The 24037-nt window shown below is 37.4% G+C and carries 17 protein-coding genes and 7 tRNA genes; 4 read left to right on the top strand and 20 right to left on the bottom strand.

Going from position 1 to position 24037, the window contains the following annotated elements; all coding sequences use genetic code 11:
* Positions 1–9 precede the first annotated feature (9 nt).
* The 8 genes from RGQ13_RS13240 to RGQ13_RS13205 form a co-directional block, all read right to left on the bottom strand.
* On the bottom strand, positions 10–708 hold the full coding sequence (locus tag RGQ13_RS13240; RefSeq protein ID WP_348390217.1) for an ABC transporter ATP-binding protein: 699 nt from the start codon (positions 706–708) through the stop codon (positions 10–12).
* Between the two features lie 45 nt (positions 709–753).
* Positions 754–2031: an efflux RND transporter periplasmic adaptor subunit gene (locus RGQ13_RS13235; RefSeq protein WP_348390216.1), complete on the bottom strand. Its 1278-nt coding sequence runs from the start codon at positions 2029–2031 to the stop codon at positions 754–756.
* 124 nt (positions 2032–2155) lie between these two features.
* Complete coding sequence (lnt, locus tag RGQ13_RS13230) at positions 2156–3709, bottom strand: apolipoprotein N-acyltransferase (RefSeq protein WP_348390215.1); 1554 nt, start codon at positions 3707–3709, stop codon at positions 2156–2158.
* 33 nt (positions 3710–3742) lie between these two features.
* Entirely contained in the window at positions 3743–4624 is an 882-nt protein-coding gene (locus RGQ13_RS13225; RefSeq protein ID WP_348390214.1) for an HlyC/CorC family transporter, read from the bottom strand.
* A gap of 31 nt (positions 4625–4655) precedes the next feature.
* Positions 4656–5135, bottom strand: coding sequence for an rRNA maturation RNase YbeY (gene ybeY / locus RGQ13_RS13220; protein WP_348390213.1), 480 nt, complete (start codon positions 5133–5135; stop codon positions 4656–4658).
* Positions 5135–6139 (bottom strand): PhoH family protein, encoded by a 1005-nt coding sequence (locus RGQ13_RS13215; protein ID WP_348390212.1) that lies wholly within the window; start codon positions 6137–6139, stop codon positions 5135–5137. Before RGQ13_RS13215 ends, ybeY begins: the two co-directional genes overlap by 1 nt.
* Before the next feature lie 43 nt (positions 6140–6182).
* A complete protein-coding gene (gene miaB / locus RGQ13_RS13210) occupies positions 6183–7625 on the bottom strand; it encodes a tRNA (N6-isopentenyl adenosine(37)-C2)-methylthiotransferase MiaB (protein WP_348390211.1) in 1443 nt (480 codons plus the stop codon).
* 235 nt (positions 7626–7860) lie between these two features.
* A complete protein-coding gene (locus RGQ13_RS13205; protein ID WP_348390210.1) occupies positions 7861–8172 on the bottom strand; it encodes a hypothetical protein in 312 nt (103 codons plus the stop codon).
* Positions 8173–8548: 376 nt separating this feature from the next.
* On the opposite strand from RGQ13_RS13205, the gene RGQ13_RS13200 reads away from it, so the two are divergent.
* A complete protein-coding gene (locus RGQ13_RS13200; RefSeq protein WP_348390209.1) occupies positions 8549–9715 on the top strand; it encodes an FAD-dependent monooxygenase in 1167 nt (388 codons plus the stop codon).
* 159 nt (positions 9716–9874) lie between these two features.
* Here RGQ13_RS13200 and RGQ13_RS13195 read toward each other — a convergent pair.
* The 10 genes from RGQ13_RS13195 to RGQ13_RS13150 all read right to left on the bottom strand — a co-directional run bounded on the left by RGQ13_RS13195 (position 9875) and on the right by RGQ13_RS13150 (position 16221).
* A tRNA-Leu gene (locus RGQ13_RS13195) sits at positions 9875–9959 on the bottom strand.
* A gap of 373 nt (positions 9960–10332) precedes the next feature.
* Positions 10333–10542 carry a cold-shock protein gene (locus tag RGQ13_RS13190; RefSeq protein ID WP_348390208.1) on the bottom strand — a complete coding sequence of 70 codons (210 nt, stop codon included), beginning with the start codon at positions 10540–10542 and terminating at the stop codon, positions 10333–10335.
* Between the two features lie 459 nt (positions 10543–11001).
* A tRNA-Leu gene (locus RGQ13_RS13185) sits at positions 11002–11086 on the bottom strand.
* 41 nt (positions 11087–11127) lie between these two features.
* Positions 11128–11204, bottom strand: a tRNA-Met gene (locus RGQ13_RS13180).
* Positions 11205–11277: 73 nt separating this feature from the next.
* Positions 11278–11352, bottom strand: a tRNA-Gln gene (locus RGQ13_RS13175).
* Positions 11353–11401: 49 nt separating this feature from the next.
* Positions 11402–11476: transfer RNA gene (locus tag RGQ13_RS13170), tRNA-Gln, on the bottom strand.
* Positions 11477–11662: 186 nt separating this feature from the next.
* Positions 11663–11747 (bottom strand) — tRNA-Leu (locus RGQ13_RS13165).
* A gap of 8 nt (positions 11748–11755) precedes the next feature.
* Positions 11756–11832: transfer RNA gene (locus tag RGQ13_RS13160), tRNA-Met, on the bottom strand.
* Positions 11833–12010: 178 nt separating this feature from the next.
* Positions 12011–15088 carry an efflux RND transporter permease subunit gene (locus tag RGQ13_RS13155; RefSeq protein ID WP_348390207.1) on the bottom strand — a complete coding sequence of 1026 codons (3078 nt, stop codon included), beginning with the start codon at positions 15086–15088 and terminating at the stop codon, positions 12011–12013.
* Between the two features lie 14 nt (positions 15089–15102).
* Positions 15103–16221: an efflux RND transporter periplasmic adaptor subunit gene (locus RGQ13_RS13150; RefSeq protein ID WP_348390206.1), complete on the bottom strand. Its 1119-nt coding sequence runs from the start codon at positions 16219–16221 to the stop codon at positions 15103–15105.
* A gap of 192 nt (positions 16222–16413) precedes the next feature.
* Between RGQ13_RS13150 and RGQ13_RS13145 the strand changes: the two genes are divergently transcribed.
* Positions 16414–17040 (top strand): TetR/AcrR family transcriptional regulator, encoded by a 627-nt coding sequence (locus RGQ13_RS13145; protein WP_348390205.1) that lies wholly within the window; start codon positions 16414–16416, stop codon positions 17038–17040.
* Between the two features lie 2 nt (positions 17041–17042).
* Here RGQ13_RS13145 and RGQ13_RS13140 read toward each other — a convergent pair whose 3' ends face one another.
* Positions 17043–18065, bottom strand: coding sequence for a LacI family DNA-binding transcriptional regulator (locus tag RGQ13_RS13140; protein WP_348390204.1), 1023 nt, complete (start codon positions 18063–18065; stop codon positions 17043–17045).
* 265 nt (positions 18066–18330) lie between these two features.
* Between RGQ13_RS13140 and pgi the strand changes: the two genes are divergently transcribed.
* Positions 18331–19980, top strand: a complete 1650-nt coding sequence (gene pgi, locus RGQ13_RS13135; RefSeq protein WP_348390203.1) for a glucose-6-phosphate isomerase — start codon at positions 18331–18333, stop codon at positions 19978–19980.
* Between the two features lie 136 nt (positions 19981–20116).
* Here pgi and aqpZ read toward each other — a convergent pair whose 3' ends face one another.
* Complete coding sequence (gene aqpZ, locus RGQ13_RS13130; protein WP_348390202.1) at positions 20117–20812, bottom strand: aquaporin Z; 696 nt, start codon at positions 20810–20812, stop codon at positions 20117–20119.
* A gap of 560 nt (positions 20813–21372) precedes the next feature.
* Between aqpZ and RGQ13_RS13125 the strand changes: the two genes are divergently transcribed.
* A complete protein-coding gene (locus tag RGQ13_RS13125; RefSeq protein ID WP_348390201.1) occupies positions 21373–23964 on the top strand; it encodes a TonB-dependent receptor in 2592 nt (863 codons plus the stop codon).
* Positions 23965–24037 lie beyond the last annotated feature (73 nt).

The raw sequence follows: 24037 nt of genomic DNA, 5'->3' as shown, positions 1-24037 counted from the left end.
GTTTATCTCCTATGCAATCGCTTGCGAAGTAGTTGGAACAACATCTAGCTCGCTAACTCGACCATCTTTAATTTGGATTTTACGAGTTGCCCGATTAGCAAGTTCGGCATCATGAGTTACCATAATAATGGTGGTTCCTTGCTTATTGATCTCTTCCAATAAGCTCATTACGCTTTGCGCCATTTGTGTATCTAAATTACCCGTTGGCTCATCGGCTAATAAAAACCTTGGGTGTGTTGCCAGAGCTCGAGCAATAGCTACTCGTTGTTGTTGACCACCAGACAATTGGCTCGGAAAATGCTTCATTCTTGAACCTAATCCCACCATATCAAGGTAATGTTTAATCCGTTTATTTCGCTCTTTTTTATCTAAACCACGATAGCGTAATGGTACATCAACATTGTCATATAAATTTAAATCAGGGATTAAATTAAAACTTTGAAATATAAAGCCTATTTTCTCATTTCGAGTTTTAGAACGACCGCTGTCATTAAGGTTGCTTATATCAGTTTCATCAAGCATAAATGAACCGCTGGTAAAGCTTTCTAGTAAACCGGCAATGTTTAAGAATGTAGTTTTACCCGAGCCGGAAGGGCCGGTTACACTGACAAAATCACCTTCATTAACAGTTAAATTAAAATCTCGTAAGGCGTGTGTTTGTACTTCATCGGTTTGAAATACTTTACTGATGTTGCTCATGGTTAACATAGTGATCCCTTTTGCTGAATATATTCTAGTTATTTAAATAATAATTTATTGAGTGAGCATTACTTGCTCTGCATTTTGAAAAATGTCGGTACCTGAAATTACAATTTGTTGACCGGGTGCTAAGCCTTTAATAATTTCTACACTGCTTAAGCTTCTTGCACCGGTATTAATTGGGGTCTTTTTGGCAATGCCATCGTTTACTACATAAGCAAATTTACCATTGGAACTATCTAAAAATTGACCCCGGCGCACTTGCAGTACGTCGCTTCTAGATTCAAGTAATATGCGGGTGTTTAACCGCTGGTTTTGGCGTAGGCCTGGCGGTGTATTTTGTTCGAAGCGTACTCGTCCAGTCACCTGATTGTTCAGTATTTCGGGGGAAATTGTCACCAGACGAGCACTAAAGCTTTGTTGGTCAAAGTTAATATCTACATCCATACCTATAGCTAAATCGTCGGCATAGCTTTCTGGAATATCGACTTCAACTTCAAATTTACTTAGATCTACCACCATCAAAATGGCTTGGTTTTTAGCTAAATAAGTTTTATTTTCTACGTTTAAGTTACCAACAATGCCATTTACAGGAGATAAAACTGTGAGTGCACTTACTTGGCGTTGTAAGTCTTTTACTAATAACGTTTGACGTTTTATTTGTAATTGTAATGATTGTAAATCAAAGTCTAATGATTCTTTATCAAGGCTGGCATCAGCAACTGCATGATCATACTGTAATTTGGCATTGGCTAAATCGTCTTGCGCTTTTTCAAAATCAATTTGGCTAATGGCATTTTTTTCATAACCTTGATCTGCTCTGCGCTTTTCTCTGCTCGCCGTAGTTAAAGCTACTTGCGCCAGATCTACTGCCTTTTTATCGATGAGCTCTTGTTTTTTAGCTTGAATGATTTGACGTTTAAAGCCTGTTTGTAAGTTTTCTAAGCTTGATTTTTCTTGGTCAAAACGGCTGGTTAATTCTGGGCTGTCAATAATAGCTATGGTTGCACCAGCTTTTACTTCACTGCCAGCATCAATATTGAAACTAATCGTGCCTTCTGCAGGGCTATAAACTGTTGGACTTACTGCTGCTACCACCCGACCTTGTACAGAGATGTCGCGGATAAAATCTGAGCGATTAATTGTGGCTAAACGAACGCGTTTTAATGGAATTGATAACTCTGCCTGACTCCAACGAGTTGCTGCTGGTGCAAATTGCCAAAATGCTAGGCTTAGCATGGCAACAATCGCCACACTCCAAATAATTAGTTTTTGTTTTGGTTTGTTTTCTACGACCAATACATCTTGTGAGCTAGTGTCTGAAATTTTCATAAATTCCCCCGAATTCTTGAACTTTAGTTTTTGTATAACTAAGTTAGTCGAGGTAAGTGTGAAAAAGGTTTAAAAAAAATAACAAAAAATTAACATGAAAGGAGGGGATATTGGCCAAGAGCTTTTAACGGATTAGTTTTTCTCTCATTAAGTACATAATAAATAACAACATTAAAAATTTATCAAAGTAACGGCCCCAGATACTATAAGGTGTATCACCATTGACTAATTCTACTGTTGTTTGCAATACCGATTCGGTAAATTGTGGGATCTCGGCGATGATCTTACCTTTATGATCAATCACTGCCGTTAAACCATTATTTGTTGCCCTAAGCATGGGTTTACCAAACTCTAATGCACGCATTCGCGCTATTTCTAAATGTTGATCCGGGCCATGTGATGCGCCAAACCAAGCATCGTTACTTACGGTTAAAATCATATCCGTATGTGAGCGAATGTTTGCTGCTAACTGTTGTGGAAAGGCAATCTCAAAACAAATCAAAGGTGCTAAATTAATGCCATTAGCCACAAGGTTTGGTTGTACATAATCGCCTCGCGAAAATGATGACATTGGTAAATTAAAAAATGGTGCAATAGGTCTTAAAAAATCGGCAAATGGGACAAACTCACCAATCGGCAGTAAGTGATGTTTATTATAGTGGTTACTATTACCGTAATAATAAGTGCCATTGAGGTTGTCTTGTTGTTTTTTACCTAAGACCACTAACCGATTAAAAAATATGCGAGAGTCAATGTCATAATTGATCAAGCCAGTGATCAAGCTAGATTGTTGCTCTGCAACTTGAATGTTAATTTCGGTTAAGTAATCTTGTGCTAGCGGTTCAATTCTAGGAATGGCAGCTTCTGGCCAAATGACTAAATCGTTATTTTTGTATAAGGGTTTGGAGCTTTCAATATAGCTATGAATAATGTTTTCTTCAGCTTTTTTATCCCAACGCAATTCTTGTTTTATGTTACCTTGCACTAAAGCTACGTTAGTAGTTTTTCCTGTTTTTTCAACAAAATTAAGCAACGAGATAGATGTTATTAACATCATTGTGACTACAATAATAGCGCTGTTCATTCGTTGATGATGTTGGTTAATAATTTGTGCAATTGCGACACAAAACAATATTATAAAAAAAGTGATACCAACTTCACCAACTACTGGCGCAAGGGAGGAGAACGGGCTATCTATTTGGCTATACCCTAATGAAAGCCATGGAAATCCAGTGAGCATAACACTGCGCAGGTATTCACTAAATAACCAAACAAATGGCAGGTAATATAAATTAACTTGTTTATCTTTACTCAGCTTTGCTGATAACCAAGCGGCAAGCGCCGGGTATAGGGCAAGGTAAGCACAAAGCAATAACATTAACAGGAGTGATGCAATTAGTGGCATTCCACCAAACTTCTCAATGGATACATGCACCCAGCTAATACCTGCTGCAAAATAACCAAAGCCAAAGCTTAAGCCTTGTTTGAATGCTTGTTTAGATGATTTGTTTGATAATTGTGCAAGCCAAAAAACAATAGCAGCAAAAGTGATTGGCCAAAACGAGAAAGGAGCGAAAGCAAATACTAAACTGCAACCTGAAATAAAACTGAATAACAGAGCTAAAGTAGGGTTCTTAATAGTTAATATATTAAAAGTACGTCCGTTTAACTCTGTCATAAATATCTTTTTTATTAGTTATATTTAGTGTAATTATCGTTCATCAGCAAGCTTACCGAGAATTTCATGGCCATTAGGTATCGTAACTTGTAATTGTTGAATACGACGCTTATCTGCATTAACGATTTTAAACTCAAAACCATCAATTTTGGTATTTTCACCACGCTTTGGCATGTGACCAAATTTGTGTATAACAATACCGCCAATCGTATCTGCTGCTTCTTCATCAAATGCAGAAGTGAAGTACTCATTAAAGTCATCAAGGTCAGTTAATGCTTTTACTTGATAAACATTGCCACTTAAATGGCGAATTTCTCGTTCAAGCATATCATCATGCTCATCTTCGATTTCACCAACAATAAGTTCAAGTATATCTTCAATAGTTACTAGGCCAGATACTCCACCATATTCATCAACTACAACGGCCATATGATAGCGTTCTTGGCGAAATTCTTTTAATAAAGGTTCAACACGTTTACTTTCTGGAATAATAATCGCTGGGCGAATCAGATCTTTAATTGATATTTGATTAGCGTTTTCACTAAATGCATGAGCTAACAGATCTTTAGCTAACAATACGCCTTCAATATGATCGATATCATCATTTACAACTGGGAATCTTGAATGAGCAGACTCAAGAACAATAGGGATAAATTCTTCCACGGTTTGTTCTATGTCTATGGTAACCATATGTGAGCGAGGGATCATGATATCGCGTACGCGCATATCACTAACTTCTAGGACACCTTCAAGCATTTGCTTTGTCGATGGTTTAATAAGGTCACGGTCTTGTGCATCATTCAACACTTCAACCAATTCTTCTTTATTTTTCGGCTCACCAGTAAACACTTGTACTAATTTTTCCATTAGTGTTTTTGAAGAGCCGTTTCCAGAGTGGGGTTTGTCGTCGCTCATAGAGCTTTTTGTATACCTTTATTAATTAATGTTAAGAGGCAATATAAGGATCGTTATAGCCTAATTGGGCCATTAATCTTATTTCAATTGCTTCCATTTCTATCGCTTCATCTTGTGTTATATGATCATAACCTAACAAATGCAAGCATCCGTGAATGATCATATGGGCCCAATGAGCAAAAAGTTCTTTATTTTGATCTTTTGCTTCAAATTCAACAACATCAGCACAAACAATTAAATCACCTAATAAGTCTAATTCGATACCTAGTGGTACCTCAAATGGAAAAGATAGCACATTAGTTGGTTTATCTTTATCGCGGTATTGATGGTTTAATTGTTGTGACTCAAGGCTTTCAACTAAACGAATCGTTAGTTCAAAGTTTTTGCTGTATGGTTTTAATGCCGTATCGCACCAAAGTTTCAGTTGTTCTAGCGTTGGCAATTGCTCATTGTTACAAGCAACTTGCATATCGACGATAATAACTGGAGTAGTAGGTGTGTTATTGGTCATTAACGAGTCGGAGTTTGATTATTACTGTCATGTTTTTCGTAGGCTTCAATAATGCGTCCTACGACAGGGTGACGAACCACATCTTTAGCTTGAAAGTAATTAAAACTAACGCCTTTAATGTCATCTAATACTTCAATAGCATGACGTAAACCAGAGCGTTGTCCACGGGGTAAATCAACCTGGGTAATATCACCGGTGATCACAGCTTTTGAATTAAAGCCAATACGAGTTAAGAACATTTTCATTTGTTCAACCGTGGTATTTTGGCTCTCATCTAAAATAACATAAGCATCATTTAATGTGCGGCCGCGCATGTAAGCTAGTGGCGCAACTTCAATAACGTTACGTTCAATTAATTTTTCAACTTTTTCAAAACCTAACATTTCAAATAAAGCGTCATAAAGAGGGCGTAAGTAAGGGTCAACTTTTTGCGATAAATCGCCAGGTAAAAAGCCTAATTTTTCACCTGCTTCAACTGCTGGGCGAGTTAATAAAATGCGGCGAACTTCTTGGCGTTCAAGTGCATCTACTGCACAAGCAACGGCTAAGTATGTTTTACCTGTTCCTGCAACGCCGACACCAAAGCTAATATCATTCGTTAAAATGTTTTGTACATACAAACTTTGATTTTCGTTGCGAGGTTTAATTAACCCGCGTTTGGTTTTTATGGTAACCATTTGCTCAAATTCAGCAGCGTTATCAGTTGGTTGTTCTAGTACATTTAATTCTGTGAGCGCTAAATGTAAATTTTCTTGGCTAATAGTGCCAGCTTTACCTTTAACAGGAGCAGTTTCAATGTATAAATTTTTCAATAACTCAATGACGGCTTTACAGACTATATTTTTACCATGAACTTTAAATACATTGCCACGGTAACTTAGCTCAACACCTAAACGGCGTTCAATGCGGCGTAAATTGTCATCTAATGGTCCGCATAAGTTAGCTAAGCGATTATTATCAAGTGGCTCTAAGCTTACATCGTGGCTAATTTTGTCTGTAGTCAATTGGCTCTCTATCTATTCAAGTTAAGGTTGTAATGAATATTGCTTATGGCGTAAAAGTAGCAACACCTAAATCATCTGTTTGTTCAGTCGTTTTTTGATGATGTTGATTTGCTAAAATATCAGCAGGAGAGTTAGCTATACGTAAGCCCATTTCCTCTTCTGTGCGAATTAATTTACCACGTAAAGAGTTACTGTATACATCGGTAACTTCGATATCAACAAATTTACCAATGACGGTGTGCGGTGCTTCAAAATTAACGATACGGTTATTTTCAGTGCGACCACGAAGTTCCATAGGGTTTTTCTTCGACGGCCCTTCAACTAAAATACGTTGTTCGGTGCCAAGCATTTTACGAGCAATAGATAATGCTTGGTTATTAATACGTTCTTGTAAAATATATAAACGCTGCTTTTTAGTGTCTTCACTAACGTCATCAACTGCGTCAGCAGCAGGGGTACCTGGGCGGGCACTATAAATAAAGCTAAAGCTTAAATCAAAATCTACCGCTTGAATTAAATTCATTGTTGCTTCGAAATCAGCATCGGTTTCACCAGGGTAACCAATGATAAAGTCAGAAGACATGCAAATATCAGGACGAGCCTTTTTCAATGCTCGAACTTTTGATTTGTATTCAATGGCGGTATGACCACGCTTCATCATATTCAAAATTCTGTCAGAGCCACTTTGTACAGGCAAATGTAAATGGCTAACCAGTTCAGGAATTTCTTTGTACACCTCAATTAAATCATCGGTAAATTCTACAGGATGAGAGGTGGTGTAACGAATTCGGTCAATACCATCAATGGTAGCAACTAATGTTAAAAGTTCAGAGAAGCGACAAATACTACCATCGTGCATATCACCACGGTAAGCATTAACGTTTTGTCCTAAAAGGTTTACTTCACGCACGCCTTGCTCGGCAAGTTGGGCTATTTCATAAAGTACGTCATCAAGAGGACGACTTACTTCTTCACCGCGAGTGTATGGTACAACACAGAATGTACAGTACTTTGAACAACCTTCCATAATAGATACAAATGCTGATGGGCCATCAGCTTTTGGCTCTGGTAAACGGTCAAACTTTTCAATTTCAGGGAAACTTACATCTACAACAGAAGTATGATCGCCATTTACTTGATTAATCATCTCAGGTAAACGATGTAATGTTTGAGGGCCGAACACAATATCTACAAATGGGGCACGTTGACGAATAGCGTCACCTTCTTGTGAAGCTACACAACCACCAACCCCAATAACTAAGTCAGGCTTATCATGCTTAAAATTTTTCCAACGACCTAGCTGATGAAAAACTTTCTCTTGGGCTTTCTCACGAATAGAGCAGGTGTTTAATAACAGCACATCTGCTTCTTCCGGCTCATGAACTTCAACGAAGCCGTGCGTAGAATCTAATAAATCTGCCATCTTCTGCGAGTCGTACTCGTTCATCTGACAGCCCCAAGTTTTAATATAAAGCTTTTTACTCATTACTAGTTTGCCCAATAAATAATGTTTGTTTAACGTGATTAGCAATAACCATTGACGGTTATTAACCAAAAGGGGACGTATTTTACTCTTTCTTCACATTCGACGCTAGCATGCAGTGGGTATTAATTTGTAATTAATTGCTCTTAATCAAAGGATATTGGGGGATTTAACGCAAAAACCGACAAAAAAGTGTCGGTTTTTGAAATTTCTAAATAATTAAGCTATTTGTATAAGATTATTCTGCTGTAGCAATATCTAGTTTAGCTGACTTTTGAATAGCTACTTGCTCATTGATTAAATGTAAACGAGCGCCAATGTATTCAATATTATTTTTTGCCTGATTACGAATATCAAGAGTTTGCTGATAATTTAATTGCTGTAATGTACTGGCTGTTTGTTTTGCAATAACATCAACATTTTCTACATAAAGAACTTCATAAACGGGCATAGTTTCAGTATTTGTTGACGCGTAAACTGAGTTTGCTAAACAAGTTGCTGGAGCTGATAGAATTGTTAAAGCTAATAAAGTAGTAGTTAAAGTTTTCATAATGCTTTCCTAAAATTTTGTAATAATGTATTTAAAATTAGTTGCTGTTTTATTGTTCATACTTATAAGATACACGATGTTAAAAAAACGTTGCAAAACCCTTGTAAGTAAGTGTTTCAAAATGGGGGAATTGAATGTTTTTGTTACATTCAAAATGGAAATAGCATCTTATCGCTGAAAATATGTCATTCATCGAACTGGCTGGTTTTTCCCTGACAAATTGATTTAATACAATGTGTTATCTAATGTTTTATAGGTTTTATGATGATTTTTAATTGCTATTTAAGTTGAAAGTAATATTTTAATTTTCTTGGTATTGTTAGTTAGCTTGGTTAAAATCATTAACAATTAAGGTGTCTTTGAATTTGGACTGCATGTGTTAAAAGTAGATTGTTTAGTAATTGGTGGTGGCATGGTTGGTGCTGCAGCAGCTTTGTCATTAGCTGATTTAGGGCTTAAGGTAGCTGTAGTAGAAGTACATGCCCCGCAAGCATACTTACCAGAGCAAGATTTCGATTTGCGTGTGTCAGCCATTTCATTAGCATCTGAGCAGCTATTACAACAATTAAATGCATGGCAGCAAGTGCAAGACTGGCGCAGTTGTGTATATAAACGCTTAGGAGTATGGGAAGACGATATTGCCTATGCCGAATTTAACGCTGACGAAATTCAACAATCTCATTTAGGCCATATAATTGAAAATAGGCTTATTCAATTGTCGTTATGGCAACAGCTCGAACAAAAATCTAATGTCACTTTATTGTGTCCTGAGCAGCTTGATACATTCTGCCAACGTAAAGATAAAGTCATTGCGCAATTAACTAACACGCAAGTTGAAGCTAATTTCATTATTGGTGCTGATGGCGCTAATTCGAAAGTAAGACAAATTTCTGGAATAGGCATCACCGGTTGGGATTATCAACAAAGTGCAATGCTTATCAATGTTAAAACCGAGTTAGAGCAACAAAACATTACTTGGCAGAAATTTGTAGCAGGCGGTCCTTTGGCTTATTTACCTATGCCTGGAAATAATGCGTCATTAGTTTGGTATCAAGATAAAGCTGAGATAAAACGATTGTCTGCTCTATCAAATGAACAACTACAAACAGAAGTACTAAAGAACTTCCCTAAACGCTTAGGCAATGTTGAAGTACTAGCCAAGGGAGCGTTTCCATTGACAAGACGTCATGCCAATAATTACGTAAAAGGGCGAGTAGTATTATTAGGTGATTCTGCACATACTATTAATCCGTTAGCTGGGCAGGGCGTTAATCTTGGTTTTAAAGACGTTACCGCGTTACAAACCATTATTGCCAAAGCTATTGGTTCGGGTGAGAACTATCATGACGTATCGGTCCTAAAAAGATATGAGCGTAGCAGACGTACAGATAACTTGTTAATGATGACAGGAATGGACGCCATTTATACAACGTTTTCTAATCCTTCTACGCCTATAAAATTGCTGAGAAATATTGGCATATTCGCTGCTCACAGAGCGCCAATGTTAAAGAAAAAGGCATTAGCTTATGCTTGCGGTATTTAAGCTATAGAGATATTTTATTTTTGAACTCTCACATCGCAAGATACTGGAACCTAAATCGTCTGCCCGTTGTTCATATTAGTGCCACGTCAGCTTTTATACTTTATTTCAGGCATAAAAAAACTCGATAAATAACTTTAATAATTATCTATCGAGTTTAAATGGTGCGGACGGAGAGACTTGAACTCTCACATCGCAAGATACTGGAACCTAAATCCAGCGCGTCTACCAATTCCGCCACGTCCGCAATCCGAGTCGAATTATAGAGATCGTTTGCTAAAGCGCAAGCCTTTTTTTGAAAATAACAATAAAACTTAACATACAGTATTAAAATAATTGCATGCAAAATATTACTGACGGGCATCACAGCTTTAAGCTCGTTCTTAATTTACAGTTTAAGTTTCTTAAATCCAACTTGGGTGATTGTAAAATGCAAAACAGAAAGTACGCCGTTTTCAATAGGGATATTGTATATGCCGCGATAACATGGATGTTAAAGAGCGGTCCATGGCATTTCTGCATATAGCTCTTCCCTGAGCAAAAAAAAAGCAAGGCTGATAGCCTTGCTTTTTATTCTAAATTCTTAATGCTTTTGGTTGGTAATCCAACCTAGCGATTAATTATAAAGGTTTGATGTTCTCTGCTTGAGGGCCTTTTTGACCTTCAGTTACAGTGAATTCAACTTTTTGACCTTCAGAAAGAGTCTTAAAACCGTCAGCAACGATTGCACGGAAGTGAGCAAAAACGTCAGGACCATTTTCTTGTTCGATAAAACCAAAACCTTTAGCTTCGTTGAACCATTTAACTGTACCAGTAGTAGTGTTAGACATAATAATATCCTATTTAATATAAATTTAATTTAAGCCTTTCTCGTGAAAGACCAAGTCGTTGGAAGCAAACTATCAAATATCAAACAGGATGAAGTCTTAGAAAAAACATCAACTTGGTGTACATAAATATAGGTCGAACTTTCAAGCTGCGGGAATTATATACTAGTGAGTTTATAAATCTAGATGCTTTTTGTTAAATATTCGTTAATTTTTGTTGTTTTACGAGAAAAATCAACTTTAATGTCCTTAAATGTTGCTGATAACAAAAATTAAGATACTTAATTTATTAATGTGAAAATTAATAAAAGTATAATATGTACAACTAAAAGAAGATTAAATTTCAGACATTACCGAACCTACACCATCCATGGTGGTTCGGATTTACTTCATCCCTGAACGCAAAAAAACTCCAAAACTAACTTTATTAAAAGTCATTTTTGGAGTTTTTCTAATTTCAAATGGTGCGGACGGAGAGACTTGAACTCTCACATCGCAAGATACTGGAACCTAAATCCAGCGCGTCTACCAATTCCGCCACGTCCGCATTTTGATATCGAGTTAGATAACTTGATATAAGGTAGTAAATGGTGGCTACACCGGGACTCGAACCTGGGACCCCATCATTATGAGTGATGTGCTCTAACCAACTGAGCTATGTAGCCATCTAATTTTTTACCCTGTAGAAACAAAAAAAAGCCATAAGGCTTTATTTGATAGATACAGTTTAAAAGAAAGTGGCTGGGATACGAGGATTTGAACCTCGGAATGACGGGATCAAAACCCGCTGCCTTACCGCTTGGCTATATCCCAACTAAATTTCTTTTATTTGTATTTACATTATCGGAACCAATTAAAAAATTGGCTGGGATACGAGGATTTGAACCTCGGAATGACGGGATCAAAACCCGCTGCCTTACCGCTTGGCTATATCCCAACAATGTAAATCACGATTGAGAGCTTTAACACTCACATTGCCAAAGGTATTAGGAGAACCTAAATCCCATGGATTTACTATACCGCTAAATAGTAAATGGTGCGATTGAGAGCTTTAACACTCACATTGCCAAAGGTATTAGGAGAACCTAAATCCCATGGATTTACTATACCGCTAAATAGTAAATGGTGCGGACGGAGAGACTTGAACTCTCACATCGCAAGATACTGGAACCTAAATCCAGCGCGTCTACCAATTCCGCCACGTCCGCAAATGTTATGGTGGCTACACCGGGACTCGAACCTGGGACCCCATCATTATGAGTGATGTGCTCTAACCAACTGAGCTATGTAGCCATAACATTACTTTTTTGAGTTGCCTCAAGCAAGTGCGGCGTATTATGCAAATCTGCCTTGGTGTCGTCAACTCTTTTTTCAAAATAAATGCTACTTTTTTCATGATTGTTCAAAGAGTCGTCATTTTGAGTTATTAATCGACATTAATTCACGATCTTTTCGTAACTAAAATGTATTTTTAACTTATTACAGCACTTGTTTGCTCGAATGATTTTCTTTTACTCATTAAGTAAAAAGCAGCTGGTACAAAATAAAAAGACAGTAGGGTGGTTAAAACTGTACCACCAGCGATTGCAATGGCAAATGGTGGCCAGAAGCCACCACCTGCTAATATAAGCGGTAAAAAGCCACCTACAGTAGTTATGGTTGTAGAACTAATATGTCTGGTACAACTAAGCACTCCTGCAATAATATTGTCTTGGTTGCCATTAATTGCCTCTGGATCCGCTTTTAACTCAGCTAATATGACAATGGCAGAGTTAATAGCCAAGCCCATTAAGCCTAATAAACCGATTATTACAGTGAAACCAAAAGGATGGTTAAATACATATACACTAAACAAACCAAGCCCTGTCGACATGAATGCCGAAACAAAGATAATACTTGAAACTCTAAATGAGTTAAAAGACAGCACTACAACAGTAATAAGCAAAATTAATATTACTCCAACACTACTTAACAGTTTACCTACAGCACTGTCTCTAGCGTCTGATTCACCGCCAATTTCTAAACTATAGCCACTAGGCATGACAAAGTTTTGTTCTGTAATTTTTTGCTGAATTTCAGTCAAAGCTACAGATGGTAGGATCCCTGAACGCACATAGCCTTCAATCACATTTACCCGCATGCCGTCTCTGTGTGGAATTGCTCCTCTAGATGGGTTTATTTTCGCCTTGCTAATAGCCGAAAGTGGGAAGTAGGTGCCATCTCTGGAATTTACAATGGGAAAGTTATTTAATGCATTAATGTCTTCACGCTCACTATCACTTATTTTTACGCGAACATTTATCGATTCAGTTGCTTCAATGATACTGCCTTGCACCACACCGTCTAGGCCTGCTTCAAGTTGCTTGGCAATATCTACAAGGCTTAAATTTAACCCATTTAATGTATCCTCATCAGCTTGTAACCATACCTTGGGTGTGCCGGGAAGCAGTGTTGCGCGTGAATGCATAATATCCTCAGTTTGTGAAAATATGAGGCGAAGTTGTGAACCTAGTTCTTGCAAGGTATCTAAATTTGGGCCAAAAATTCTTATTTCTATTGGTGCGTTAAACGGAGGGCCTTGCTCAAGTTTTCGAACTAATATTTGTGCTTGAGGAAACGTTTCATCGAGTATTACCTGCAGCTCAGGAATTAATCTGTTTGCAGCTTTAAAGTCGGTAGCGGTGATCATTGCTTGCGCATAATTTTGCATGCCGTCTTTTGAGCTGATCAAATTATAGTAAAACGATGGCGCACTTTTACCAATAAACCAATGCAACTTCTCTATCTCATGATACTTTTCAAGCTCGGTTGACACTTGCTCGGTAATTCGTTTCGTTGCTTCTATACTCGCTTGAGAAGGGAGAAATAGTTCAATTTGAAACATGTCCCTGTCTGAAGCTGGAAAAAACTGCTCATCGAGATGCTTAGCCATACCAAAACCCATAATTGGCAAGATGAACACTAAAGCGATAGTAAGTTTTGGTTTTGCTAGAGTGAACGTTAGAGATTTTTTAAATAAATTCTCTACAGATGGCAAAGCTAATCCATTATGCAACCAACCTGTATTATTGCTATTTATCTTGATAAACCTTCCTGCGAGTCCGGCAACAATTGTATGCGATATTATGTAAGAGCCAATCAGGGCGAAAATAACACTTAAGGCTATACCGCCAACAAATTCTCCGGCATCGCCGGGCATTAATACAATTGGCATAAACGCTAATATAGTGGTTAATGTTGAGCCTAGTAGCGGTAGCCAAAGGTGACGTACAGAATCCAGAACGGCTTTTAAGCCATTGATACCCTTTTGCTTCTTTTGTTGAATTGTATCGGTCATTACAATGGCGTTATCTACCATAATACCAAGAGCAACGACTAGCCCAGTTACCGACATTTGATGAATTGGCAAACCGTAATAATTCATTACCGATAGTGTGAACAACACCGTTAAGGGTAATGATGCGACAACAATGAGAGCAGAGCGAAATCCAAGAGATATAAATAATACAACGGCAATAATGGCAAAGCCAATGACAATATTCTCGACCAAATCAGCTAAACGACTTGTGGTGTAGTTGTTCTGATCAAATAACACTTCCAACGTAATACTTTGCGGCAGCATGCTTTTAAATTCAGCAATTTTTTTCTCAACTTGTATGGACCATAAATCAACACGTACCCCTTTAACCATACGGGTTCCTACTACAAGAGCAGGTTTGCCATTTACAATTGCTAGATCATTGGCAGGGGTTTGAATTTGGCGCTTAACAATAGCTACATCACCAACTAGTAACGGGCTGTTTTGATCTGAAATTATTGGAATACTGCGTATGCGATCTAATGAATCTAACGCACCACTGATCTCAATTTGCATTTGGTTATAGTTATTAACCAATTTACCGGCAGGAATCTTTACATCGGCATTTGAGATTGCTTGGCTTACTTGCGCTAGTGAAATACCAGCCATAGCAATAAAATCTTGGTTTAATTCGACTAAAATTTCTTCAGGGTTTTGTCCATGAATTTCAACAATGTCAGTATTGTCTACAAGCCTAAGTTGTGATTTTAACTCCGTAGCATAACGCCCAAGAATTAACATATCAGGTGCTTCATCGACCGCCCAATTTAATGACACTAATTGAGTATAGGCAAAACTGCGTTCATCTTCTAAAGATGATGGCAACGCTTCTCTAGGCAGTTGGGGAGCTACATCACTTAATATATCTCTAATACGAGAAAATACTGGTTCAGAGTCCTTTACTTCACCCTTGAGCTTGACTTGAATCACTGATATTTCAGGGCGAGAGGTAGACGCAAGGTAGTCAATTTCAGACAGTTTACGCAGCTTTTGTTCTATTTTTTCGGTGACTAATGCCTCAACACGCTCAGCACTAGCACCAGGAAATTTGGTGATGACACTTGCTGCACGATTAACCATGTCAGGATCTTCAGCGCGAGGTAATATATGCAATGAAGCTAAACCAGACACAATAATGATCAAAATCATTAGAGTCATTAAGCGGCCATTTTTTACAAATAATTCAATCATTGTCTATAGCCTTATTAAATTCTAACCATCTGGCCAGGCACTAATCGATGTAGCCCAGACGTTAATAACCGCTGTCCATTGGTTAAACTACCACGAATGAACGCTTTGTCCTGTTCACTGTGAATTATCTCAACACTATTACTGATCAACTTAAACAATGGTTTTTTTGAACTGTTATCGGTGGTTTCTTCAAGAGTATAGACATTCCAAGTCCCGCGAATACCGTCGGTTAATGCCGTGATCGGTACCCAAAAACCTTGCTGTTGATATTGCTGTTCAAATTCAAAGTAGCCCATTTGATTATTGAATATGGATAATTTATTGGGTAATGAAAATCGCAATTGAACAGTGCGGCTATACTGATTAATTTCTGAATTTACTGCTAAAGACGTTACTTGTATTGAAACTTGATTAATCGATAATGAAAAACTACTTTGTGCTTTAATATCAGCAATCAAATTTTGCGGTACACCAACTTTCAGTTCGTTATTACCTTGCTCTTGCAGTGTGAACACAGTCACTTGCGGATTTATAACCTCACCAACATTGATATTACGTTTGTTGATAGTACCGGTAAATGGAGCGTATATTTCAGTGTGATTGATTTGGTAACGGTTAATTGCTTGGCTTGCTTGTAATTGTTTTTTGCTTGCTTCTAATACTTTTTTCTGAGCTTGCAACTCATCTTGATTTTGTTGTGATGCATAACCATTATCAATTAATTCATTAACGCGATTAAGATTTGCTTGGGCAAGCTCTAGCTCTGCTTTTAACTGACTTTCTTGGGCAACCAATTGTTGTTGTTCTATTCCTAAAAGCTCGGTATCTAAACTTGCTAATAGCTGTCCTTTAGTAACGGTATCACCTTCATCAACAAAGATATTAGCGACTCGTCCAGACACTTCAAAATTTAAATTAGCACTTTGCTTACTCACAAGCGAGCCAGAAAACCGTCTTAATACGTTGTAACTTTGTTCAAGTTTCAATGGTTCGCTTGCTACTTTATGATAATAAGGTGTTTGAGTTGCAACTTGTGGCAAACTTTCACCACAAGCCAATAGGCTAACTAAAAGTGTTGTTACGGTAGCGCCTTTTAATAATTGTGAGGTGAGAGTAGGAATTGAATTAAACATATTGCCTTCTAATTAATTAATATACTAAACTAGACTAATCGGTCTAGTTTAGTTAAATTAAACTAGACTGTCCAGTGTGATTAGTTACAATTTAGATATATCTAATTACATTTGGCGTAAAAGTCGATAGATTAATCAGCATGAAGTAAATATTAATATTTACTTATAAATAGTACATTCGAAGGAAAAGCAGTGAAAAAACCGAAAACACGCAGTAAAAGTGAAGAGAAACGCCAATTAATTTTAGCTGCGGCAACAAGCAGTTTTTGTGATAAAGGCTTTTCATTAACCAGTATGGACAGTATTGCTAATTCTGCCGGTGTATCAAAACAAACGGTATATAGTCATTTTGGTAATAAAGATGACCTGTTTGCTGCTTCGATATTAAATAAATGTGAAAAGTTTCGTACATCAGCTTTACCAGAATCAAGTCTTTGTGACCCTAAACTGGCATTAAAAACGTTTGCCATGGGCTTTATTCAATTATTACTTTCAGAAGAAGGCATGGCCATACATAGAGTGTGTATCGCAGAGTCTCAAACTAATCCGCAAGTGTCGCAATTATTTTATGCCGCAGGACCAGAGCCTGTTGTAGCTGAAATATCAAAGTTACTAGAATCATATTCAAGCGAAGGGCTAATTGTCGTTGAAAATTATCATTTTTCAGCTTTACAATTTTTATCGCTAATGAAAGGGGAGGCGGTAATGCGCCGTGAGTATAATACTGAAAAACAAATCGGTATTGAGGAAATCTCTGATTATATCGACAGCAGCGTTGATTTATTTTTACGGGGTTGCCAATACAAAGCTATGGTTTAAGCTCAGGTTTTTGTGACTGCCGCAGATGAATCTCGTACTAATAGTTTTGGCGTAAATTGTTCGCAAATTTCTTCTGACTTTTGCTCTCGTATTTCATTGATAAGTAGCGCAGTCGCATTTTGCGCAATAGTTTGGTTGGGCTGATCTGCAGTGGTGATCTTCGGCCAAGTTTGGCGAGAGAATGGACTATTCTCAAAACCAACAATTGACAACTCTTCTGGTATCGCAACATTTGCTAAACGAGAAGCAAATAATGCCCCAGCTGCTATCTCATCATTACACGAAAATATTGCTGTTGGTTTGACCTGTTTTTCTAAAAGGGCTTGAGCACCTTGTACACCGGATTCGAATGAATATTCACCGTCTACAATTAATTCTTCTCGACAACTAATGTTGTTCTTGGCTAACGCGGCTTTGAAGCCTTCAATACGTTCAAACGTTGATTTATGTTCTTTACCACCACTGATAAAACCAATGTCTTTATGGCCGAGTTCAATTAAGTGTTCAGTGATTTCAAATGCAGCATCGAAGTCATTTACCATAATGCATGGTGATAATGTGTCTGGCACAGTGTGGCCTGAAAAAATTCTTACAAATTTAACGCCTAATTCGCTCAACTTGTCGATGACATTTGGCATTTCAGAAAAAGGAGGAGTTAATACTACACCTGCAATTCGAGAGTGACGGATCATCGAAGTAATTTCTTCGATAATATCAACCGATTTAGAATTACAAGGATGGATCAATAACTCGAAGCTTTGCTTTTTACACTCTGACAAAATACCGTTTTGCATATCAATAATGTAGTAGGCATTTGGGTTATCGTAAATATAAGCAATGTTATAAGATTTGGTACCAGCCAAGCTTCGTGCAGCAAGGTTTGGTTGATAATTAAGTTGCTTTACTGCGGCCATTACTTTGTCACGAGTAGCTTGCCTTACCGACGCTTCATTATTCATTACCCGTGATACGGTTTTGATTGAAACTCCGGATAATTTTGCTACATCGTTAATGGTTACTTTCATGGCTAAGCCTTTAATTATTCTTATAGATACTGAAATGCAAGCGCTTACATTGCTAAATGTATTACAGACGCACTATATATTATTTTATTGATATTGTTGTAAAAAAATTACAAAAATTGAGATTTAATTTATTTTATCAGTAAAAGATAGCTTTCTAGACTATACGAACACAATTACAAACAATTAACAAATTAATTGACAGCGCTGTCATTTAACCTTAGTTTATAAATGAAATTATACAAGTGCAATTGTAAAAAGGTTTAAAATGACTTCAAGAACAGAATTATCTAGCTGGAAATCACTCACTATACTTGCTAAAAATATGCAAAGCATTCACATGAATGACTTGTTCTCAGCGGATGCTGATCGTTTTGATAAATTCTCAATTAAGTTACCAAACATACTTTTTGATTATTCAAAAAATATTATTGATGATGCAGTTATTGAACAGTTATTAAATTTATGTAAAGACGTTGACTTGGAAAACTGGCGAGACAAAATGTTTAATGCCGAGCGAATCAACTTAACTGAAAATCGCGCGGTGTTACACACGGCTCTACGTAATCGTAGTAAGAAATCTATTGAACTTGATGGTGAAAACGTCACAGAGCAGGTTGAATGTGCACTTGCCCATATGGAAGAGTTTGTAAATCAGGTTAGACAAGGGCAGTGGAAAGGCTATTCTGGCAAGCGAATCACCGACATAGTGAATATTGGCGTAGGTGGCTCAAATCTTGGTCCGCAAATGGTTACTGAAGCGCTAAAACATTATAGTGACCAAAGCGTTAATGTGCATTACGTCTCAAACGTTGATGGTGCACAAATCACTGAAGTACTTGCACCGTTAAACCCTGAAAAAGTGCTATTTATTGTATCGAGTAAAACATTTACTACAACTGAAACTATGACTAATGCTAATACAGCTACGCAATGGTTATTGAAATCAGCTAATGATAAATCGGCAATCGCAAAGCATTTTGTTGCTGTATCTGCAAATGTAAAAAATGCCACTGAGTTTGGTATACATCCGGATAATATTTTTTCAATGTGGGACTGGGTAGGTGGTCGCTTCTCATTATGGTCAGCTATAGGTTTACCAATTGCCCTTGATTTAGGTTTTGATAAGTTCATTGAGTTATTGGAAGGTGCATTCGATATTGATGAACATTTCCAGCAGGCACCGTTAAAAGAAAATGTACCTGTACTTATGGCTTTGCTAAGTTTATGGAACTGCACATTCTTAGGTTTTAAATCTCAAGCGATTCTCCCTTACGACCAAACACTTCACATGCTCAGCGCTTATTTACAGCAAGCTGAAATGGAAAGTAATGGTAAATCTGTATCTTGGGAAGGTGATAAAATTTCGTACCCAACAGTGCCATCAATTTGGGGCGAGTTAGGTATCAATGGTCAGCACGCATTTTATCAATATTTGCATCAGAGTAATAATATTGTGCCAGGCGATTTTATTGGTTCTGTAGAAAGTGTTACCCCGGTAGCTGGGCATCATGAAACCTTAATGAGTAACTTCTTTGCTCAAACTCAAGCTCTGATGACTGGGGTGAACGAAGAACAGGTTAGGGCTGATTTAAAGGCTAAAGGGCGTAATCAGGAAGTCATCGATAAGCTCGCACCACATAAGGTTCATGAAGGTAATAGACCAACCAATACCTTATTGCTCTCACAAATTAGTCCAAAAACATTAGGGCAGTTGATTGCAATGTATGAGCATAAAATATTCGTACAAGGCATCTTATTGCAAATTTGTTCGTTTGATCAGTGGGGGGTAGAACTTGGAAAAGGTTTAGCTGCCAATATTGAAACAGAACTATTATCAAATAATGTTTCACAAAGTCACGATAGCTCTACGGCGAACTTAATTAAATTTTATAAATCGGTGAAGCAACAGGCGTAATGCAAAGGACCATTAATACCATTTCCTGAACTCGATGCCTTAGCATCGCCCTGAACTTGTTTCTGGGTCTCAAGGTAGATAAAGTGACTCCGGTGTAATGGAGTCACTTGTTTAAATATCTATTCGGTAATTATTCTTATTTTTCTTCAGCAGATACCCAACCGTAAACTTTACCTGCAATAATAGCACCTACAATTGGTGCAACCCAGAATAACCATAATTGTGCTGTTGCCCAATCACCGACAAACATTGCTACACCTGTACTACGTGCAGGGTTTACAGAAGTATTACTTACTGGAATAGTAATTAAATGAATTAGCGTTAAACATAAACCAATAGCAATTGGAGCAAAGCCTGCAGGAGCACGTTTATCTGTAGCACCTAAAATTACCATTAAAAACATAAACGTCATTACCACTTCGGCAATTAATACTGCCATCATTGAATAGCCTTCAGGAGAATGACCACCGTAGCCATTTGAAGCAAAGCCACCTGCTAAATCAAAACCTGGTGCACCTGAAGCTATTGAATAAAGTACAGCAGCGCCAGCAAGACCACCAATTACCTGAGCAATGATATAAGGCACAAGTTCATTTGCCGGAAAACGACCACCTGACCATAAGCCAAATGATACAGCAGGGTTAAGATGACACCCTGAAATATGTCCAATAGCATATGCCATGGTCATAACCGTTAAACCGAAGGCTAGAGAAACACCTACATAACCAATCCCTAAATCTACACCAGCAGCTAATACTGCACTACCACAACCACCTAAGACTAACCAAAAAGTGCCAAAAAATTCAGCAGCCATTTTATTTGTTAAAGTCATAATGTTTTTCCTATTATATTGTTATGTCGTTTCAGGAAAATATTAAATCTCGCCAATCACCTAAAACTCGCCACTAAACATTTACTCTATTCACCGTTTAATTATTTTTAATTCTATAGTTCGATGAAATCATTAAATAAATTTTAGCTTATATAAAATTTAGTTCTAAATTGGGAAAACTTCCTGAAAATGTCTAAATTATTTTAAATGACAGCGCTGTTCTGTTGCTTTTTTATTGAAATTTAACTGTGAAAATTGAGTTTTTGTATAAAATCTGTAAAAAATCAAAATGTAAATTAACATACTGTAATGTATTGTTTTTATTATGTAAAAATGTTTTATTGTTGCGCTATTGTTAATGGTTTTATCTTCTTATTTACAATTTAATGTAATTTTTTGTAGCCAAGTGGTTAATTATTGTGTATGTTTTATTACAAGCTTTTGACAGCGCTGTCATTTGAGTTAAACAAAAACTTAAAAATAGATTGTATGTGATTTTTAAATTTTTAACTGGTTGCGCGGTTACGGTGAAAACTAAAATAAATCTAAAGGGTAGGAAAATGTCGTCATTCAAATTCCAGAAACATGTACTAGCTACTAGCATCGCTGTAGCACTTGTCGGAAGTATCTCTTCTGTAAGTGCTGCTGAAGAAGAAGTAGCCGCTGACAATATCGAAGTAATTGAAGTTACCGGTATTCGTGGTAGCAACAAGAAAAACTTAAATGCAAAAAGATTCTCTAACGCAAGTGTTGATGCCATTAGCGCAGAAGACATTGGTAAATTCCCAGATAAAAACGTTGCAGAATCATTACAGCGTATTCCTGGTGTAACTATACAACGTCAATTCGGTGAAGGTGCTGCTGTTTCAATTCGTGGTGCAGGTCAAGATTTAACTCTTACTACATTGAATGGCCAAAACGTAGCGTCTACTGGTTGGTTCGTGCTTGAACCAGCTAAACGTAGTTTCAACTATGAATTACTACCATCAGAATTAGTTGGTGATTTAGAAGTTTATAAGTCTTCACAAGCAGATATCGCTGAAGGCGGTATTGGTGGTACGGTTATTGTTAATACTCGTAAGCCACTAGATTTAGATGCAAATACAATTTATGCATCTGTTGAAGGTTCTTACCAATCAGATTCAGAAGAAACTGATCCACAAGCTTCTGCTATGTACAGCTGGAAAAATGAATCAGAAACCATGGGTTTCTTATTATCAGGTGTAATGCAAGAGCGTTCTTTACAACGCCAAGGTAACGAAGCATTCTGGGAATGGGGTGCAGGTCCTGTTGCTTTCGAACAAGAGCGTAAACGTTCAGCTATTACCGGTACCTTTCAATACTCACCTACAGATAACATGGATTTCGTGTTAAATGTAATGGACATGCAGATGGAGGCTGATAACACTAACTATGCATTATGGCTGACGCAAGCTGATAGCTCTTGGGGTGGTGGGGAAACGACTGAATGGTTAGGTCAAGAGACTGATGCTGATGGCAATATTACCAATCAAGGAACACAAGTTGCAGGTCCTCTGAATGTTGCTTTTTATCAAATGCGTCCACGTGAAGCTACGATGGATTCAGATGTTGTAGATTTAACATTTAACTACACTGGTGATGATTACCAAATTAAAGTGCAAGTTGGTTCAACTGAATCAACGGGTGGTACTGATTTCGAAATGGTTCTTGATGATGGTTTAGTACCTTCTATTGCTGGCGGTACTTATGATTTCACTGGTGGTGGTCAAACTTGGGACTTACCAGCAGATTTTGACATGGAAACATACGATCCAGGTACTCTAGCAATGGGTACTGGTCCAAACTTTAACCGCACACCAAAAACTGATGAAGAATCTTACCTGCAAGGTGATATTACTTTTAATGTTGATTTAGGTGTAATCACAGAAATTAAAACCGGTTTAAAGTTTGCACAACATGAAACAACGTCTCGTCGTTACGAATACATTCAAGAAGCTGGTTTTAATAATGTAATTAATACCGCTGATATTCAAGACGGTAATTTAGATGTTGGCTCAGGTGATTATTCAATCAAAAAATTCGATGCTGATGCATTAAAGTCTTGGGCTAAAGATAGCATTATCGGTGAAACTGAAGATTTAGGTTCGTATAGTCATATTGAAGAAGACAATTACGCTGCTTTTGTAATGGCAACATTCGACGGTGAAGGTTTCCGCGGTAATTTTGGTGTTCGTTATGCTGGTACTGATGCTGAGTCTATTTACTATGTAAATGGCGAAAAAACCAGCACTGACGCTGACTATGCAGAATTTTTACCTAGCTTTAACTTAGCAATGGACATTACTGATGAAGTCATCGTTCGTGTTGCTGCATCTCGTGCAATGGCTCGCCCACAGTACGTCGATATGTATGTTAACCCTAACGTTGTTGGCGCTAACGATGATTTACCAGACAACCAATACTGGGTTGTTGGTAATGTTGGTCTTAAGCCTTTCGTTGCAGATATGTTTGATATTGGTGTTGAATGGTACTTTAACGAGTCTTCATTACTTTCAGCTACTTTATTCATGAAAGACGTGAAAAACTTTGTTACTTTCTCTGAAACTAAGGTTTCAGCGGATGATATAGATTTTGCACTTCCTCCCGAAGAAGCAGCTAACGGTTGGACTGTACAAGAGAAGGCTAATGGTCAAGATGCACAAATTGAAGGTTTAGAACTTCAGTACCAACAAGATTTTGGTAATGGTTTTGGTACTCTAATTAACTACACTTACACAGACACATCTACTGATGAAAGTACGTATGTTGATGGTAACCCATTCTTAAGCGATAGCTCAAAAGATCAGTACAACGTAACTGGATACTATGAAAATGATGCATTATCAGTTCGTTTATCATACAACTGGCGTAGTGAGTACATGATCCGTGAAACAGGCTCATACGGAAATCGTTTGCATGATGACTTTGGCTCGTTAGATTTGAGTGCTACCTATCATGTAACCGAAAACATTGATATTCGCGTAGACGCAAACAACTTACTTGAAGAAGAAGCTAAGCAATACGGTAATAATAATTACCCAACTTCATATAGTGGTTTCACTGAAGGCTTCCCTTTATATGAATACGAATCAGCTAGTCGTATAAATGTTGGGGCTAGCGTTAAGTTCTAATAATTAAATTGAACTGTAAGTTAAAAGGGGAAGATATTCTTCCCCTTTTGTTAATTCAAGGTTGAATTAATGT

It is taken from the genome of Thalassotalea psychrophila (assembly GCF_031583595.1).
GTDB lineage: Bacteria > Pseudomonadota > Gammaproteobacteria > Enterobacterales > Alteromonadaceae > Thalassotalea_A > Thalassotalea_A psychrophila.
The sequence above is the reverse complement of the archived record's forward strand: the minus strand, read 5'-3'. Positions and strand labels throughout refer to the sequence as shown.

Excerpts from the sequence above, each read along its gene's own strand:
- RGQ13_RS13240 (WP_348390217.1), bottom strand. The coding sequence starts at position 708 with ATGTTAACCATGAGCAACATCAGTAAAGTATTTCAAACCGATGAAGTA.
- RGQ13_RS13235 (WP_348390216.1), bottom strand. The coding sequence starts at position 2,031 with ATGAAAATTTCAGACACTAGCTCACAAGATGTATTGGTCGTAGAAAAC.
- lnt (WP_348390215.1), bottom strand. The coding sequence starts at position 3,709 with ATGACAGAGTTAAACGGACGTACTTTTAATATATTAACTATTAAGAAC.
- RGQ13_RS13225 (WP_348390214.1), bottom strand. The coding sequence starts at position 4,624 with ATGAGCGACGACAAACCCCACTCTGGAAACGGCTCTTCAAAAACACTA.
- ybeY (WP_348390213.1), bottom strand. The coding sequence starts at position 5,135 with ATGACCAATAACACACCTACTACTCCAGTTATTATCGTCGATATGCAA.
- miaB (WP_348390211.1), bottom strand. The coding sequence starts at position 7,625 with ATGAGTAAAAAGCTTTATATTAAAACTTGGGGCTGTCAGATGAACGAG.
- RGQ13_RS13205 (WP_348390210.1), bottom strand. The coding sequence starts at position 8,172 with ATGAAAACTTTAACTACTACTTTATTAGCTTTAACAATTCTATCAGCT.
- RGQ13_RS13190 (WP_348390208.1), bottom strand. The coding sequence starts at position 10,542 with ATGTCTAACACTACTACTGGTACAGTTAAATGGTTCAACGAAGCTAAA.
- RGQ13_RS13155 (WP_348390207.1), bottom strand. The coding sequence starts at position 15,088 with ATGATTGAATTATTTGTAAAAAATGGCCGCTTAATGACTCTAATGATT.
- RGQ13_RS13150 (WP_348390206.1), bottom strand. The coding sequence starts at position 16,221 with ATGTTTAATTCAATTCCTACTCTCACCTCACAATTATTAAAAGGCGCT.
- RGQ13_RS13140 (WP_348390204.1), bottom strand. The coding sequence starts at position 18,065 with ATGAAAGTAACCATTAACGATGTAGCAAAATTATCCGGAGTTTCAATC.
- pgi (WP_348390203.1), top strand. The coding sequence starts at position 18,331 with ATGACTTCAAGAACAGAATTATCTAGCTGGAAATCACTCACTATACTT.
- aqpZ (WP_348390202.1), bottom strand. The coding sequence starts at position 20,812 with ATGACTTTAACAAATAAAATGGCTGCTGAATTTTTTGGCACTTTTTGG.
- RGQ13_RS13125 (WP_348390201.1), top strand. The coding sequence starts at position 21,373 with ATGTCGTCATTCAAATTCCAGAAACATGTACTAGCTACTAGCATCGCT.